Source organism: Pedobacter paludis, assembly GCF_003173575.1.
In the GTDB taxonomy this organism is placed as follows: domain Bacteria; phylum Bacteroidota; class Bacteroidia; order Sphingobacteriales; family Sphingobacteriaceae; genus Pedobacter; species Pedobacter paludis.
In genome coordinates, this window is sequence record NZ_QGNY01000008.1 from 88,562 (window position 1) to 105,542 (window position 16,981).

The 16,981-nt window shown below is 35.1% G+C and carries 18 protein-coding genes; 11 read left to right on the forward strand and 7 right to left on the reverse strand.

The genetic code is table 11. The features are described from left to right. The first annotated feature begins 160 nt into the window (after positions 1–160). The 3 genes from DF947_RS19260 to DF947_RS19270 all read left to right on the forward strand — a co-directional run bounded on the left by DF947_RS19260 (position 161) and on the right by DF947_RS19270 (position 4,247). Positions 161–2,077 (forward strand): AMP-dependent synthetase/ligase, encoded by a 1,917-nt coding sequence (locus DF947_RS19260; protein WP_109932004.1) that lies wholly within the window; start codon positions 161–163, stop codon positions 2,075–2,077. A 121-nt stretch (positions 2,078–2,198) separates the two neighbouring features. Continuing rightward, a complete protein-coding gene (gene lysS, locus DF947_RS19265) occupies positions 2,199–3,908 on the forward strand; it encodes a lysine--tRNA ligase (protein WP_109932007.1) in 1,710 nt (569 codons plus the stop codon). Positions 3,909–4,034: 126 nt separating this feature from the next. After that, positions 4,035–4,247: a hypothetical protein gene (locus tag DF947_RS19270; protein ID WP_109932009.1), complete on the forward strand. Its 213-nt coding sequence runs from the start codon at positions 4,035–4,037 to the stop codon at positions 4,245–4,247. A gap of 85 nt (positions 4,248–4,332) precedes the next feature. Here the strand turns inward: DF947_RS19270 and DF947_RS19275 are convergent, their stop codons facing one another. Further along, entirely contained in the window at positions 4,333–4,887 is a 555-nt protein-coding gene (locus DF947_RS19275; RefSeq protein ID WP_109932011.1) for a pyridoxamine 5'-phosphate oxidase family protein, read from the reverse strand. A 241-nt stretch (positions 4,888–5,128) separates the two neighbouring features. Here DF947_RS19275 and DF947_RS19280 point away from each other — a divergent pair, with 241 nt between their 5' ends. Beyond that, the gene (locus DF947_RS19280; protein WP_109932013.1) at positions 5,129–5,620 is read left to right on the forward strand and encodes a DUF1905 domain-containing protein; all 492 of its coding nucleotides are present in this window, start codon (positions 5,129–5,131) and stop codon (positions 5,618–5,620) included. Between the two features lie 177 nt (positions 5,621–5,797). On the opposite strand, the gene DF947_RS19285 is transcribed toward DF947_RS19280, so the two are convergent. Continuing rightward, complete coding sequence (locus DF947_RS19285) at positions 5,798–6,337, reverse strand: hypothetical protein (protein ID WP_109932015.1); 540 nt, start codon at positions 6,335–6,337, stop codon at positions 5,798–5,800. 115 nt (positions 6,338–6,452) lie between these two features. Between DF947_RS19285 and DF947_RS19290 the strand changes: the two genes are divergently transcribed. The 3 genes from DF947_RS19290 to DF947_RS19300 all read left to right on the forward strand — a co-directional run bounded on the left by DF947_RS19290 (position 6,453) and on the right by DF947_RS19300 (position 8,152). Continuing rightward, positions 6,453–6,971: a TlpA family protein disulfide reductase gene (locus tag DF947_RS19290; protein ID WP_109932017.1), complete on the forward strand. Its 519-nt coding sequence runs from the start codon at positions 6,453–6,455 to the stop codon at positions 6,969–6,971. Between the two features lie 9 nt (positions 6,972–6,980). Further along, positions 6,981–7,655, forward strand: coding sequence for a uracil-DNA glycosylase (ung, locus tag DF947_RS19295; protein WP_109932019.1), 675 nt, complete (start codon positions 6,981–6,983; stop codon positions 7,653–7,655). Between the two features lie 86 nt (positions 7,656–7,741). Then, positions 7,742–8,152 (forward strand): GxxExxY protein, encoded by a 411-nt coding sequence (locus DF947_RS19300; RefSeq protein ID WP_109932021.1) that lies wholly within the window; start codon positions 7,742–7,744, stop codon positions 8,150–8,152. Between the two features lie 76 nt (positions 8,153–8,228). On the opposite strand, the gene DF947_RS19305 is transcribed toward DF947_RS19300, so the two are convergent. Then, positions 8,229–8,699 (reverse strand): Lrp/AsnC family transcriptional regulator, encoded by a 471-nt coding sequence (locus DF947_RS19305; protein ID WP_025142637.1) that lies wholly within the window; start codon positions 8,697–8,699, stop codon positions 8,229–8,231. Positions 8,700–8,825: 126 nt separating this feature from the next. On the opposite strand from DF947_RS19305, the gene DF947_RS19310 reads away from it, so the two are divergent. Further along, a complete protein-coding gene (locus tag DF947_RS19310; protein WP_109932023.1) occupies positions 8,826–9,488 on the forward strand; it encodes a metal-dependent transcriptional regulator in 663 nt (220 codons plus the stop codon). After that, positions 9,475–11,337: an Nramp family divalent metal transporter gene (locus DF947_RS19315; protein ID WP_109932025.1), complete on the forward strand. Its 1,863-nt coding sequence runs from the start codon at positions 9,475–9,477 to the stop codon at positions 11,335–11,337. The genes DF947_RS19310 and DF947_RS19315 overlap by 14 nt, the downstream gene beginning before the upstream one ends. Here the strand turns inward: DF947_RS19315 and DF947_RS19320 are convergent, their stop codons facing one another. After that, positions 11,338–11,817 (reverse strand): TlpA family protein disulfide reductase, encoded by a 480-nt coding sequence (locus DF947_RS19320; protein ID WP_109932027.1) that lies wholly within the window; start codon positions 11,815–11,817, stop codon positions 11,338–11,340. A 219-nt stretch (positions 11,818–12,036) separates the two neighbouring features. On the opposite strand from DF947_RS19320, the gene smpB reads away from it, so the two are divergent. Beyond that, positions 12,037–12,486: an SsrA-binding protein SmpB gene (gene smpB / locus DF947_RS19325; RefSeq protein ID WP_109932029.1), complete on the forward strand. Its 450-nt coding sequence runs from the start codon at positions 12,037–12,039 to the stop codon at positions 12,484–12,486. A gap of 58 nt (positions 12,487–12,544) precedes the next feature. Here the strand turns inward: smpB and DF947_RS19330 are convergent, their stop codons facing one another. Further along, positions 12,545–13,201, reverse strand: coding sequence for a protein-L-isoaspartate(D-aspartate) O-methyltransferase (locus DF947_RS19330; RefSeq protein WP_109932031.1), 657 nt, complete (start codon positions 13,199–13,201; stop codon positions 12,545–12,547). A gap of 192 nt (positions 13,202–13,393) precedes the next feature. Here DF947_RS19330 and DF947_RS19335 point away from each other — a divergent pair, with 192 nt between their 5' ends. Continuing rightward, entirely contained in the window at positions 13,394–14,071 is a 678-nt protein-coding gene (locus DF947_RS19335) for a hypothetical protein (RefSeq protein WP_109932033.1), read from the forward strand. On the opposite strand, the gene priA is transcribed toward DF947_RS19335, so the two are convergent. Further along, positions 14,068–16,548 carry a replication restart helicase PriA gene (priA, locus tag DF947_RS19340; RefSeq protein ID WP_109932035.1) on the reverse strand — a complete coding sequence of 827 codons (2,481 nt, stop codon included), beginning with the start codon at positions 16,546–16,548 and terminating at the stop codon, positions 14,068–14,070. The two genes, DF947_RS19335 and priA, sit on opposite strands and share 4 nt — an antisense overlap. Further along, positions 16,548–16,934, reverse strand: coding sequence for a DUF423 domain-containing protein (locus DF947_RS19345; protein ID WP_109932037.1), 387 nt, complete (start codon positions 16,932–16,934; stop codon positions 16,548–16,550). Before DF947_RS19345 ends, priA begins: the two co-directional genes overlap by 1 nt. Positions 16,935–16,981: the final 47 nt, after the last annotated feature.

The window sequence follows — 16,981 nt, forward strand, 5'->3', positions numbered from 1 at the left end:
GCGAGGTACGAAGCAATCTCCCTAGCCAAAGAGATTGCTTCGTACCTCGCAATGACGTTTTACGATTAGATTTACATTTAACAGAAACACATCAATTTTGCATTTTTAAACCAAAAAGCATTATAATTGTTAATTATAACGAACACACCAAATAACGAGCATGCCATTAATTAACGAATTTTCAACTGTACCTACCCTGTTGAGAAATGTTGTAAAGAACATTCACAAACCAGAAGAAACCTTTTTAATTCATAAACAAGGTGCCGAATGGACTGAAATTTCATATGAGGATACGCTTAAAAGAGCAGATGCAGTTTCGGCCTTTTTTCTGGATATGGGAATAAAAAAGGGCGATAGATTAGGGTTAATGATCGAAAATTCGCCCGAATATGTTTATTATGATCAAGGCATCCAACAGATTGGCGTAATAAATGTGTCTATATACCCAACGCTTTCCGAGCAAGAAGTAGCCTATATTATCAATGATTCTGGCATAAAAGCAATTCTTGTTGGGAATAATTTCCTTTACAGAAAAGTACTTAAAGTTGCATCAAACTGTAAAGAGCTTAAATATATTATACCGGCATTTAGAGATTTCGAAAAAGTTACCATTCCCGAAAATGTTAATGTAGAAGTTATTGCATTTTCAGATATACTTGCGTTAAAACACCAGATTACCGCAGCCGAAAAAGCAGATATTGATCAATGTAGAAGTTTAGTATTGCCTAGCGACGTTTCTTCCCTAATCTATACGTCAGGCACCACCGGCACTCCGAAAGGCGTGATGCTTACACACAGCAACTTTGTAGAGAATGTTAAGGTTTGCCTGCAGCAAATTCCGGTGATAGATCAAACAGAAACTTTTTTATCATTTTTACCACTATCCCACGTTTTTGAGCGCACGGCAACTTATCATGTATGTTGTGCCCAGGGCTGTAAAATCGCGTTTGCGCAAAGTTTAGAATTACTGGCAAAAAATATGGGCGAAGTGCGCCCAACTGTAATGAGCTGCGTACCGAGGTTATTAGAACGAATTCATGATAAAGCTATAAAATCGGGCACATCTGGCGGTGGAACCAAAGCAAAAATATTTACCTGGGCACTCGAAACCGGAAATAAATATCGCGTTGCAAAAGAAGCCGGAAAAAATCCAGGTTTAATTTTATCCGCAAAAAAAGGAATTGCCGAGAAATTGGTTTTCAGCAAAATTAAAGAGAAAACCGGTGGACGATTAAAATTCATGATCTCTGGCGGAGCTGCCCTGCCTAAAAACGTAGGCGAATTTTTTGGAGATTTAGGCATTAAAATATTAGAAGGATTTGGTTTAACAGAAACATCTCCGGTAATGTCTGTTACAGAATACCACAGACAAGTTTATGGAACAGTGGGACGTGTAATTCCAGGTATTGAAATCGGAATTCAGGATGTTGAAAGCAAGCAGATTATAAACATACAAACACATGAAACTTTTAACGAAGAATTTGAATGTGCTGAAGGCGAAGTAATTGTTCGTGGGCACTGTGTTATGAAAGGCTACTTTAACAAACCTGCCGAAACTGCCGAAGCTATAGATAGAGATATGTGGTTTCATACTGGCGATATCGGCCGTTTTTACAAAGGCAACCTTCAGATTACAGATCGTTTAAAAAACATGATTGTTAATGCATATGGCAAAAATGTTTACCCAACACCAGTTGAGAATATATACTTAAAAAGCCCTAAGATAGATCAGTTATTTTTAATTGGAGATAAACGCGAGTTCATCACGGCGATTATCATTCCAAACAGAGAAACTTTAGAAGAAACCTTCAAGCTCAAACCATCATTCTTTGAAGAAGAGGATCCGTTTATTCGCAATCAGGAAATTATTGATTGGATTGAGACCGACATCAAAAAAATATCTAACGAACTGGCCAAGTTCGAACGCATTAAAAACTTCAAAATAAAGCGGAATCCATTTAGTATTGATGAAGGCGAAATTACACCTACAATGAAAGTTAAACGCAGAATTGTAGAAAAGAAATACGCCGACACCATTAACGAAATGTATGATGAAGGCGTAGAGGCAGAATCTTAATTCAAATTGATTATTAAGAAATAGAAGAAATCTTGTCAAAAAAATTAATTCTATAGCTTTAAGATTGCTTCTTACCTCGCAATGACGGAAGAAATTCTTACTTTTGCAAAAAATACCCGAAATGAGTATAGGATTATCAGAACAAGAAATACTACGACGTGAGTCGTTAAAACAATTACGCGAACTAGGCATTGAGCCCTACCCTGCAGAATCTTACGAGATTAATGTAAACGCTGCAGATATTTTAGCAAACTACGAAAAAGATAAAACAGCCTATAAAACCGTTAGTTTAGCTGGGCGTATAATGGGACGTAACATTATGGGTGCTGCCTCTTTTGCTGAAATCCAAGATTCTACAGGTCGCATTCAGGTATATTTAAAAAGAGATGAACTTTGCCCTACTGAGGACAAAACATTATACAACACCGTTTTTAAAAAGCTTTTAGATATTGGAGATTTCATTGGCGTTAAAGGGTATGTTTTTACAACTCAAACCGGAGAAATTTCTATTCACGTAACAGAATTCAAAGTTTTATCAAAATCCATCCGTCCTTTGCCAATTGTAAAACGCGATGACGAAGGCAACGTATATGATGGGTTTACCAACCCAGAGTTGCGTTATAGAATGCGCTATGTAGATTTAACTGTAAATCCAGATTATAAACAAATTTTCATCAAACGCAGCAAGGTAATTAACAGCATGCGCAATTACTTTGATGAGCAAGGCTGGATGGAAGTAGAAACTCCAATTTTACAGCCCATTCATGGTGGTGCTGCAGCTCGTCCGTTTGCAACACACCACAATACTTTAGATATGCCACTTTACCTGCGCATTGCAAATGAGCTTTATCTAAAAAGATTAATTGTTGCTGGTTTTGACGGTGTTTACGAGTTCGGAAAAATGTTCCGTAACGAAGGCATGGATCGCACGCACAATCCAGAATATACTTCGATGGAAATATATGTAGCCTATAAAGATTATATCTGGATGATGGCTATGGTTGAAGAATGTTTGGAAAAAGTAGCCATTGCAACTAATGGATCTCCAGTTGTTAAAGTTGGCGAAAACGAAATCAATTTTGAAGGGCCATACGAAAAACTAACCATGTACGAATCTATCCAAAAATATACAGGTATTGATGTTTCTGCAATGAATGAAGAAGAACTTCTACACACTTGCGCTACATTAGGAATAGAGACAGATTCTACAATGGGTCGTGGTAAATTGGTTGATGAGATTTTCAGTGATAAAGTAGAAGCGAATTTAATTCAACCTACATTTATTACCGATTATCCAATCGAAATGACTCCGCTTGCAAAGAAACACCGTTCAGCAGAAGGCTTGGTTGAGCGTTTTGAAATATTTGTAAATGGCAAGGAAATCGGAAATGCGTATTCAGAATTGAACGATCCAATCGACCAAAAAGAACGTTTTGAAGATCAATTGAAGCTTGCCGATCGTGGTGATGCCGAAGCTATGGCCATGGATGATGATTTTGTTCGAGCTTTAGAATACGGTATGCCTCCAACTTCTGGTTTAGGTTTTGGTATTGATAGAATTGTAATGCTTATGACCAACCAAAGTACCATTCAAGAAGTGTTATTCTTCCCTCAGATGCGTCCGGAGAAAAAGAAAATTGAATTAACTCCTGAAGAAACTGAACTATATGGATTGGTAAAAGAAGGGGAACAATATCTTTTAGCCGATGTAAAAGCAAAACTAGCAGACTGGAGCAACAAGAAGTGGGATACGACCTTGAAAGCCTTAACTGGAAAAGGAATATTAAAAGTTACAAAAACCGACGAAGGATTATTTTTATCACATAAATAAAAATCATTTCGTTCACTTAATATTGATTTTAACAAAAACATAACATAAACTTAAAAGGCTTGCTAACAATTGTTTAGCAAGCCTTTTCTATATTTACAGCAATCGATAATTTAAAATGATTGCCTTATGAATATTTCAAGCTTAGAAATCAACGAAAGAGAATACTGCATTAAGTTAAGCAAAGATGCTTTCGATTTATCTCTTGTACACCAATTAATAAAAAGAATCCAGGCAGAGGCTTTTTTCTTCAAAAGAGCAGAAGCCGAAGAAGAAGATCTTTTAAGCAAACGCACCAGAAGAGAAGAGCTGGAAGGCTTTGATTATTTAGGCGATAAATAAGTTATCAGTTTTGAGTTATGGGTAGCCAGTTCAACTTATATTCAGTTCACACTTTTAACTTTCAACTCTAAACTTTTAACGTACGCTAATCTACATCCAAAGTTCCTTCAACCGAATCATCCATGGTTTTACCTGTAATTACAGAAGCTGCCATTTTTAAAAATGCCACAGCTGTACCATGTTTGGTATCCCAATAATACCCTTCTGATGGAATTACTTTAATTAAAGTAATATTTGGATCGTCTTTTCCGCCTTGAAACCAGGTTTTAATAAAAGGACTCCAAAGCTCATCTATTTTCGCTTGATCTCTGCTAATTTCTGAAATACCATAAATATTTACAAAACCCGAGTGTGCACCTGCCTGAAACAGCAAATGTGTAAATGGATCGGTAGAAATTTCATCATTTTTATGACTATCCTTCATACTCATAAACCAAATATTTCCTTCGTCATCAACCTGCTGAATAGCCATTGGTCTTACAGATAAAGGTATCCCGGTTTTAATGTTGGTGCAGAAGAAACAGCTTTCTGCTTTTTCTGCAAGCTCTCTAAGCTTTTCAACCGCTTCAGAACCACCTAAATCTTTAATATTATTTTCTTCTTGAGTATTATTAGTACTTCCTTCTTGTGATGTTGCCATAGGTATAAGATTTTATATAAACTACAATTCTCAAATCGATTTGGTTTTAAAGATTTTGAAAAGCAAATTCCTACTGGGAATAAAAGTTAGTCCTGCTCTTGCTATTATCTTTTTGTTGATTCGATTTTGAGGGAAAATTACGGACAAACAAAAAGGATAACCACTCGATCAGGTTTATAAGTTCAGGTTTGTGCTAAAAACCAAAACTGCTATCTTTAACCACAATTGACATTTTAAAAGCATGGATCAACCAAATACATTCACTGCACAAATTAACATCATTGGCATAAATCCCTTCGTGTTTGTTCCAAAACCAGTTCTAGAATATATATTTCAACAAGCTAAAAAAGAAAGGGGCCAAATACCAATTCTTTTAAAAATTGATGGCCACCCGTTTAAACAGACACTCGTAAAATATGCAGGAGATTGGCGCTTATACCTCAACACGCCTATGCGTAAAGCTGCAGGAAAAGACGTAGAAGATTATGCTTCGTTTGAAATTACGCTGGATTTGGAGAACCGTACATTAAAACCTCATCCAAAATTAGAGCTTGCAATAAATAATAATGTGGAAGCTAAAGAAATATTTCATCAGCTTGCTCCACATCTTCAAAAAGAGATAATAAGATACATTTCCAATTTAAAAACGGAGGAAGCAGTTGATAGAAATATTAAAAAAGCAATCCAATTTCTACTTGGAAAGGAACGTTTTATTGGGAGAGATAGGCTTTAACGTTTTATAATACCACTTAACTTAAGCCTGATGGGTATGACCGCATTCAATTTCTCTTAGCCAAACTGTAAAGTGCACTACAGTATCTATGGAATCCCAAACGTACATTACCAAATAAAAAAGCCATTTCAAATAAGAAATGGCCTTCAAAAGGAATTAAATATTTCCATTATTTTTCTATCTATAACGAACTTGCTGTTGTTTATCCATCATGCCCATTTGATCTTTCATCTGTTTAATCTGATCAGCAAGTAATTTATTCTTATCTGCTTTTTTAGCTTCAGCAAGATACATTGTTGCTTCGCGTTTATTACGTTTTGCCATTGCAATACCTGCTAAACTTAGCTTAGCCAACGCAACGTTATGATCCATCTGCATCCCTAAGGCCAACGATTTTTTAAAATACTTTTCGCTTTGCATTGGTGCTGTTCTGCTTTCTATTAATCCAACTAATAAGTTATAATATCCATGTTGAAGTTTGATCAACTGAGTTTCGTAATTGGTAATTCTGTTCAAGAACATCTTCGCTTTAGGCATATTGTCTTTTCTTAAAAACCATTGTGCTAAAAGCATATTTTCGTTAAAGAAATAGGTTACAATAACAATTAAGCCCAAAAGTATAGCTACAATACCCCAAGGCCAAAAACCGAAAATAAATAAAGCTACTGCGCCACCCAGTAAAGCAAACCCCGCAATTAATCTGATAATATTTGGCATAAATTTTAATCTAAATTATTTTTTTTGCAAATATCGTGTTTAAATGGCAGAAATTAGATTTTAAAACAATAATTTCATTAAAAATTTACAACTCTTAAAAACTTAATCTATAAATATGAAAATCCTGTTTTCAATAACCTTAATCGTACTCGCTATGAATGTTTCTGCACAAGAAATTAACAAAAAAATCCATGATCAATCTCATAACAAAGATATCCTTATAAATGCATGTACGCGTGAAGGCATTATGACTTTTCCTGAGTTTAAGGAAATGTACGATCCAATTTATGCAGCTTATATACCAGATGCTGCCACCATGATCGAATTAAAAAAATTGGTTAAGAAAGAAAAGATAAAAATTGTTTTCGGCACCTGGTGTGGCGATAGTAAGGTGAACGTTCCTAACTTTTTTAAAGTTCTTGATGCTTTGCACTTTAAAGAAAAGAATGTAGATATTATAGCTGTTGATGGCACAAAAAAAGCAGAAAATGGAATTATCGACGGTTTAAACATTCAAAGGGTTCCAACATTTATCATTTACGATAAAAAGGGTGCTGAACTTGGAAGAATAGTTGAAGGCCCTAAAACAACTTTAGAAGGAGACTTGTTAGCTATATTAAAAAAGAAAGCTTAAATAGATAATATGTCAGCAGCATTAGAACCCGGTTGGTTAGCCGTTTTGGATGGAGAGTTTGAAAAAGACTACATGAAAAATTTGAAGTCTTTTTTACAGGAAGAAAAACAAAATGGAAATACTGTTTATCCAAAAGGTGCAGATATTTTTAACGCTTTAAACACTACACCATTTGATGAGGTGAAAGTAGTTATTTTAGGTCAAGATCCGTATCATGGCGTAGGACAGGCTCATGGCTTATCCTTTTCCGTTCAAAAAGGCGTTGCTATTCCACCCTCTTTAAAAAACATTTATAAAGAATTAGAAACCGACATTGAAGGCTTTAAAACACCTAATCATGGAAACCTAATCCATTGGGCAGAACAGGGTGTTTTATTGCTTAATGCAACCCTTACTGTTCGAGCATCGGAAGCAGGTTCTCATCAAAACAGGGGCTGGGAAATTTTTACTGATGAAATTATAAAGGCACTTTCTGAGAAACGTAAACATCTTGTTTTTTTACTCTGGGGAAAATATGCTCAACAAAAAGCTGCGCTTATTGATGAGAAGAAACATTATGTACTTACAGCTGCACACCCCTCTCCTTTTTCTGCATATAATGGTTTCTTCGGCTCAAAACATTTTTCTAAAGCAAACAAATTGTTGGTTCAGAATAATTTGGCACCAATTGACTGGAAACTATAATAAATTCACCACCTAAGGCACCTGAGAACACCTTAGTAAAATCTTTTAAATCATCCCAAAAGTTTTAAAACTTTAATGATTTATATATGATTAACAAAACGTTTCTTAATAATTTAGAATATAAAATAACAGGCGCTTGCATTGAAGTACATAAACTGCTTGGCCCTGGTTTACTCGAAAGTGTTTATCAAAAATGCTTAATTAGAGAATTGCAATTGCAAAACATAAAATATTCTGCCGAAGAACACATAACTATTTCTTATAAAGATATTCTGTTGGACAGTGAGCTAAGGGCAGATTTATTTATTGAGAATTGCATAGTACTGGAATTAAAATCTGTTGAAAGGATTTTACCAATTCACGAAGCTCAAATACTTACCTATATGAAACTTTTAAATGTACCTAAAGGATTATTAATAAACTTTAATTGCACTAATATTGTCCAAAATGGAAAAAGAGCTTTTGTGAATGAATTAATGTATAATCTAAATCCCTAGGTACTTTGATTCGATAATTAGAATTTACGCAATTTAGCTTAGATGTTCTTAAGTGTCTAAGGTGGTAAAAATCAACCTAGTACTCCAACGGAACGATAGGTTCTTTTTTCGTTGTAGACATGATCATCATCGTTTGAAAAGTTTTCACTACAGAAATCTTGCTGATTTTGTCCATAATCAAACGCTCATAAGCTTTAATGTCTTTAACATAAACTTTCAGCAGGAAATCTGCCTGGCCGGTAACATGATGACATTCGGTAATTTCTTTGATCTGGTTTACTTCATCCAAAAAGATTTGTATCGTATTGTTTTTATGAAAATCAAGTTGAATTTGAATAAAAGTCTTAATTCCAAGTCCGAGTTTTTCTTCGTCTACCAGAGCGTGATAGCTTTTGATATAACCTGCCATTTCAAGTTTACGAACACGCTCTAATGTTGGAGCTGGAGATAATCCAATTTCTTGAGATAATAATAGGTTGGTTATTCGACCGTTTTCTTGTAAAATTCTTAAAATTTTAAAATCAATTTTATCTAATTCTGATGCCATATAAATTCAAAGGTATTGAGAACACAAACATAACCAAATTATATTCTAAATTTTAACATAATTTATCATATATATTTTAAATTAAAATTTTTAGATTTACCTAAAAAATTAATTAGATAAATAAAAATGCAAAGTTTCACAGAGGAGAACTATCTTAAGGTTATTTATCATTTGGCAGAAAAAACAGAAACTGTTCAAACCAATGCCATTGCTGAACAAATTCAAACAAAACCTGCCTCGGTAACAGATATGATTAAAAAATTAGCCGACAAGGGATTGGTTGATTATGTAAAATACCAAGGCGTTAGTTTAACAGAAAAAGGTAAATCGGCAGCTATTGATATCGTTAGAAAACACCGACTTTGGGAAGTTTTTTTGGTTGATAAACTTAATTTTAAATGGGACGAGGTACATGATGTTGCCGAAGAGCTTGAACACATTAAATCTATAGATTTAATTGAGCGATTGGATGAATTTTTAGGTTTCCCAAAAGCTGATCCTCATGGTGATCCAATTCCGGATAAACATGGAAGATTTGCGAAAACCCAGTTTATAAAACTTATCGATTTAAAAGTAGGAGATTCTGGAACCATTACAGGTGTTAGTCAACACAGCTCGGCATTTTTAAAGCATTTAGAAAAATTAGGATTAACCTTGGGCAAACAAATTCATATTAATGATGTTACGGATTTCGATGGTTCAGTAGAAATTCTTTCGAGCGAGAAGCAGATCAATATAAGTAGAGAAGTTGCAAAACATATTTTAATAAGCAGTAATGGCAAAATCTGAATCGTTAAGCGAAGTACATCAAAGCGTAGCCACAGATAAACGAAAGGGCTGGAGACGAATATTATCGTTTATCGGACCGGCATATTTAATAAGCGTTGGTTATATGGATCCGGGAAACTGGGCCACCGATTTAGCAGGAGGAAGTAAATTTGGCTATCAGCTGATCTGGGTTTTGTTAATGTCGAATTTAATTGCCCTTTTACTTCAATCGTTAAGTGCAAGGTTAGGTATTGTTAGAGGATTGGATTTGGCGCAGGCTTCCAAACATGCTTATCCCCGTTGGGCAAACATTCCACTCTTTGGTCTTGCACAAACCGCTATTATCGCCTGTGATTTAGCTGAGATTATTGGTATGGCTATTGGGTTACAGCTTCTTTTTGGTTTACCGTTAATCTGGGGGATTTCCATAACCATTTTCGACACCATTTTACTCCTGTTTCTTTTAAATAAGGGAATGAGGGCTATGGAAGGCTTTATTGTTTCAATGGTTTTCATTGTGGGGATTTCTTTTTTGGTGGAAATGTTTATTGTTGAGCCATCATTAAAAGAAGTTGCTAAAGGTTTTGAACCATCATTACTAAGTGGCGATGCTTTATACATTGCTATAGGTATAATTGGCGCAACCGTAATGCCACACAACCTTTATTTACACTCATCACTGGTACAAACCAGAAAAATTGAGAGAACAAACAAAGGGATTAAGGAAGCCTTAAAATTTAATTTAATCGATACTACGGTTGCACTAAATTTGGCATTCTTTGTAAATGCTGCCATCTTAATTTTGGCAGCGGCCGCTTTTTACAAAAATGGATTACACGAAGTTGCCGAAATTCAGGATGCACATAAACTTTTATCAAATATTTTTGGCAAAGTTGCACCTGCCCTATTTGCAATTGCCTTAATTGCAGCAGGCCAAAGCTCTACCGTTACAGGTACACTTGCGGGTCAGATTATTATGGAAGGTCATATTAACCTCAGAATTCAACCGTGGTTAAGAAGACTGATTACTCGCTTATTAGCAATTATCCCTGCTTTTTTTACCATTCTTCATTACGGAGATGATGCACTTGGGGGCCTTTTGGTTTTAAGTCAGGTTGTATTGAGCTTACAGTTGGGCTTTGCAATTATTCCTTTGATCCATTTTACATCAGATAAAAAACTGATGAAGGACTTTGCTATTAAGTTGTGGGTAAAAATTTTAGCTTGGGCAAGTGCAATCGGGATAATTGCCTTAAATGTTAAGTTGGTTATAGAAGAAATTTCTGGCTGGACAAAAGAAGCAAACAATTGGTGGATTTATGCAATTATTTTCCCTGCCGTAACCTTAATCATTCTCCTACTTCTTTACATTTTCTTTCATCCACTTATTGATAAAAGAAATATGCAGAGGCAAATGGTTCCGCACGGCAATGCGCTTGATATTGGAAAAATAGAGAAAGTGATTTACGAACGAATTGGAATTGCAGTTGATTTCTCCAAAAATGATAGAAACACCATTAGGCATGCGCTTATTCAAGGTGGAAAAAATGCACATTATTATCTAATTCATGTGGTCGAAACCGCAGCTGCAAGGTATCATGGAGATGTAGTTATGGATCATGAAACACAGAGCGATGGTGAAAACCTAGAAAAATACAGGCTCAATTTGGCAGACTTGGGTTATGATTCTACCGCTTTTATAGGTTTTGGCGGTACAGCAAAAGCTATTGCAAAAATTAGCAATAGCAATAAACTAGAATTATTGGTAATGGGCGCTCACGGCCATAAAGGACTTAAGGATTTAATTTTTGGTACAACTGTAGATTCCGTTAGGCATAAGGTTAATATGCCAGTCCTAATTATCAGATAATTATTTGCTAAGCAATTTCATTATTTTTTGAATGCCGCCATCCCCACTTTGGTAAAGCAAAAGTTTGTTGGCCGTACTATAAAGATACATCGAAGGGTATTTAGAAGGCAAAAATGCTGGTATAAATATTTTGTTTTTATCTTGAAGAACGGTGACGTTTGGCTTTGAGTTTAAGCCAGGTGCGTAAGATGTAAAAAATTGAGGAATAATATAGGCCTCATCAAGTGTAATCATATAGATATTAACATCTTTAAACTTGGCATAATTGGTATTTAAAAGCTTCACTTCTCTCTGGCAATGCTCGCAGGTACAATCAAAAAGTATAAATAAGTTTTTTTTACCTTGTTTCATATCCTTATTTGAAAAGGACTTACCATCAAGCTTAAAGAATGTAAATTGAGGCAATAATGTAGGCTGTTGGGCTTTTGCCTGTACAGCTATGAAAAAAAATAAGACCAAAAGAAGATTTTTAAATTTCATTGCGATGTTTTGAAGATTCCAAACTTAAGCGAATAAATACTTAACTGCCAAATAAAATTGAGGTTTTACAAACAGATGAACAAATAAGAGTTAAATATCTGATGTTGATTTAATTTAAAAATGATTATCACACCAATTTTTAAGATATTTGCAATCCGGCTAAATTAGTGGTTATTAAAAGAGCAAATCGTATTTGATTTGCAGATAGGAATATAAATTTTGAAAAACGACATTAACATAAAAAATAAAAGGGCTTATTTCGATTATAATTTAATTGATAAATATATAGCAGGAATAGCACTTTTAGGAACAGAAATAAAAGCGATTAGACAAGGCAAGGCAAATATGACAGATGCTTTCTGCATGTTTATTGGCGGAATTCTTTACGTAAGAAACCTGCACATTTCCGAATATAGCCACAGCTCATTTTATCATCATGATATCAAGAGAGACAGGGCTTTATTGCTTCAAAAAAAGGAAATAAGGAAACTAAAACTTAAAGGCGAAGAAAAGGGATACACCATTGTTCCCTTAAGAATTTTCATTAATGAACGCGGTTTTGCAAAGATCGAAATTTCACTTGCACAGGGTAAAAAGGAATTTGATAAACGCGATAGCCTTAAAGATAAAGATGTAAAACGTGAAATGGATAGAGCCATGAAAAGATAATTCTTTGGCTCTATTAGTTTATTCTTGCAAGCCATTGAATTAATGACTAATGAACCTTTTACCAGGCTTGATCTCCAACCAGAGGAACAAACCTAAAGGTATCTAATACTATTTTTTCGTAATCTGTTTCACTAACACGAATTACCGTAACCATTTTTTGTGTCTTTTCATCACCAACCGGGATAACCAAAATACCGCCGATTTTTAATTGTTTTAATAAAATTTCTGGAACTAAAGGTGCGCCAGCAGTCACAATAATTTTATCATAAGGCGCATGTTCAGCAATACCTTTTGATCCATCGCCACAAAAAAAAGTTGGTCTGTAACCCATTCCTGGTAATACTTGAATGGTACGATTAAAGATGTTTTCCTGCCTTTCTATGGTGAATACGTTTGCTCCAAGTTCCATTAAAATGCAGGTTTGATAGCCAGAACCTGTCCCAATTTCCAAAACTTTATCTCCTTTTTTAATATGAAGCAGCTCACTTTGATAAGCAACTGTGTAAGGCTGAGAAATGGTTTGTCCATCACCTATTGGGAAAGCAATATCTTTATAAGATTGATTCCAAAACGTTTCGTCGAAGAAAAAATGACGCGGAACTTTACCGATTGCTTTCAACACATTTTCATCTTCAATACCGCGACTACTCAACAGCTCAACAAGCTTTTTTCTCGCACCACGTTCTCGGTAATTATCAACAAATTTATAGGCCATGAAGTCTCAAAATTAGCGTTTTTATATGGTGATACAACCTTAAAATTTCGTTTGGGCTGTAAGTAACAGTAAATCAAAACTAAAAATATTCAAATTAGATTTACGGTTACAAATATAATTTGCAAGTTAGTAAGGAATTATTTCTACTTTTGAGATTGAATAAAAATTATTGTAAAATATCCTTATCTATTTATGAAGAAAATATTACTTAGCCTTATTGTTTTATGTACTTCTTTAACATTATTTGCTCAATCTAGCGCAGATTATAACTATACAATTGGTTTACGTGGCTTTACTTTAATGCAATTGCCAAAAGTTATGAACCAAACCAATACACAAGATTACGTTAAAGCGTATGGAAATGGGTTAATGTTTAAATTCAACGATAATCAGATTAGTTATAGAATTAGCGGAAATTATTATCGTAATGATGAGGAGTTTGATAACACCTGTGCATCATGCGAAATTGCTAGAGGAAAGGTAACCGATTATTCATTCAAAATTGGTTTCGAAAAGAACTTTAACTATTCTAGAATTCAACCTTACTTTGGTTTTGATCTGGGATATCGCTCTAATCGCTTTACAGGAACAATTTCTCCAAAAAACGCATTGGTTGGCAGTACGGAACAAACAGTTGATGCCAGCAAAAATGGTTTAGTATTAACGCCGGTTTTAGGGTTAAAAGTTAACATCATTCCTCAACTTAACGTATTTGCAGAAAGCAATCTAGATTTTTATTACTCGTACGAAAAACAAGATCTTACACAACCAAATGGCGTTGCCAGAACGGTTACCACTTATAGAAAATGGGAATATTTACTAAATCCTGTTTCAGTTGGTGTTCAATTTAGCCTAAACGGAAAAAATTAATAAGGATCTACATCAATCTGGATCATTACGCTTTTAAATTCTTTAACTGCATTAAATTCAGTTATGGTTTCTTTTAAAGCGTTTTTTACTTTTTGTATGGCCGTATGTTTATCCGCTTTTATGATAATTTGTTTGATATAAAGGTTCCTTACTCTGCTTACTAAAGGTTGCTCTGGTCCGAGAACACGCTTACCAAACTTGCCCTTAAGTGTATTTGCAAGCGTTGTTGCCGCGTAATCCAAAACATGAGCATCTTTATGCTTTACAGATAAAAAGATCATTTTGGTAAATGGAGGATAAAGAAATTTTTCTCGCTCCTCAATTTCATCGTTGTACATTCCGATGTAATCATTATTAACAACCTGTTTAATGATTCGGTTGTTTGCATCGTAAGTTTGAATACACACATTGCCTTGATCAGCACGGCGACCTGCCCTACCCGCTACTTGCGCTAAAAGCTGAAAGCTTCTTTCGTAAGCTCTAAAATCAGGATAACCCAACAATGTATCTGCATTAATTACGCCTATTAAATTCAGATTATCAAAATCCAAACCTTTGGCAACCATTTGCGTACCAATTAAAATATCTGTCTTCTTATCCTGAAAATCGGTTAAGATTTGCTGTAATCCATTTCGTGTTCTGGTGGTGTCCATATCCAATCTGGCAATGGTTACCTCTGGATAAAGCAGTTTTAGCTCCTCTTCTATCCGCTCGGTTCCAAAACCTTTCTGTTCTACATGTACTGAACCGCAAGCTGGACATATATTAACACTACTTTGCTGGTAACCACAATAATGGCAATGAAGTTTCCCACTGCTTTTATGATATGTAAGACTTACGTCGCAATTGATACATTTAGGGGTATATCCGCAGGTGGCGCAAATTAAAATTGTAGCATATCCTCTTCTATTTTGAAAAAGTACGATTTGTTCCTTTTTAGAAAGTGCCAGATCAATATCCTTAATTAAAACGCTTGAAAAATACGAAACCATAGATTTTTTCTTCGTCTCTTCTGAGATGCTCACAACCTGTTGGTTAGGCAACTGAACGCCACCAAAACGTTCCTTCATTTCGACCAATCCGTACTTTCCCTGTAAGGCATTGTAATAGCTTTCCAGCGATGGAGTTGCAGAACCTAGTATAACTTTTGCCTGATGCAAATGAGCCAAATAAATAGCAGCATCTCGAGCCTGATAACGTGGCGCCGGATCGTATTGCTTATAAGATGGTTCATGCTCTTCATCAATTACAATAAGTTTTAAATGCTGGAAAGGCAAAAACACGGCTGATCTTGCTCCAAGAACAACTTTATACGCTCCGTTTCTAACCTTGTTCCAAATTTCTACACGTTCGCTATTGTTAAATTTAGAATGATAAACCCCAATGGCATTGCCAAAGTAAAGTTTTATCCGCTCTACAATCTGTGTAGTTAAAGCAATCTCTGGCAAAAGAAACAAAACCTGTCCATCGGTTTTCTGAATAATTTCTTCAATCAGTTTGATATATACCTGGGTTTTACCAGATGCTGTAACACCATGAAGCAGTGTAACTTCCTTTTCCCCAAATAAACTATTTATCTTGTCGTAAGCCTTCTGCTGTTCATCGTTTAAAGTAAAATTTACACTAAAATCATCGTCATGACTTGCCAAACGACTAACTGGTCGTTTCATAATCACAAAAATATCTTTATCAATTAAAGCTTTAAAGGCCGCAGGTCCGCAATCGCTCTCTTCTAAAAGTTGTTCTTTTGAGATTGGCATCCCTGTTTTCTGCAATTTCAAATACGCAAGTAAGGCATCAAGCTGTTTTGGCGCCCGATCAAGAATATTAAATAACTGCTTTAAATTTTCTTCTTCAGCATAGAATTCATTTAAAAGAACAAAAGATTTTAATAGCGGTTTATATTTCTGCACAACTTCTTCTGCTACCAGAACCTGTTCTTTATCTAATAAATGATTGATTATTGGATAAACTGTTTTTTGTCCAAGCAATTTAGAAACATCATTAACGGTAAGTTTTTGCTGTTTTTTAAGTGCAGAGATTATAAGCTCCTCCTTATCTGTAAGCTCGGCATCTTCATTAAAATCCTCACGGAGTATTAGAATGGTTTCACTAGCCAGTTTTAAACTTGCAGGCAGGGCTGCAGCCATTACGTCGCCTTCATTGCACATGTAATACTGCGTCATCCATTCCCAAAACTTTAATTGCGTTGGCGTAATAACAGGTTCGGCATCTATAACATCGATAATGTATTTGGCTTCGTAAACTGTTGGCGGAACTTTAGTTATCGCTTTGATTAATGCGGTGTAAATCTTGTGTTTGCCAAACTGAACAACAACCCGTTTTCCAATTTCAACTTGGTGATTAAGATCAAATGGCACACGGTAGGTATAGTTTTTAGCCAGAGATAAAGGCAAAACAACTTCCACAAAAAGAGTTTCTCTTTCCGTAAAGATCTCATTTTCGAATGTGTCCATTATTTATCTTTTATAGCCGCAAAAAACAACATGATCCACCCAAGTACAAACAAAAGACCACCAATTGGCGTAACAGGCCCTATAAATTCAGTAAAGCCAATGTTTAAAATACTCCGGGTTGCTAACAAGTATAGAGAGCCAGAGAATAAGATTATCCCGAAGGTAAAACAGAAATATGCAATGTTAATCAGTTTGTTTCTATACCTGGCAAAAGTTGATAGGTAAAGTAAAGCAAAGGTATGATAGAACTGATAATCGACACCTTTTTGCCATATATCCAATGAAGGGCCATCAATTAAACTCTTTAAACCATGGGCACCAAAAGCGCCAAGTAAAACAGCAACAGCACCAAAAAAAGAAGCAGTAAGGATAATACGTTTGTTCATAATCTTTTGCTTATAGCAATCGCTAAATTAATAAATTGGCAAAGAAC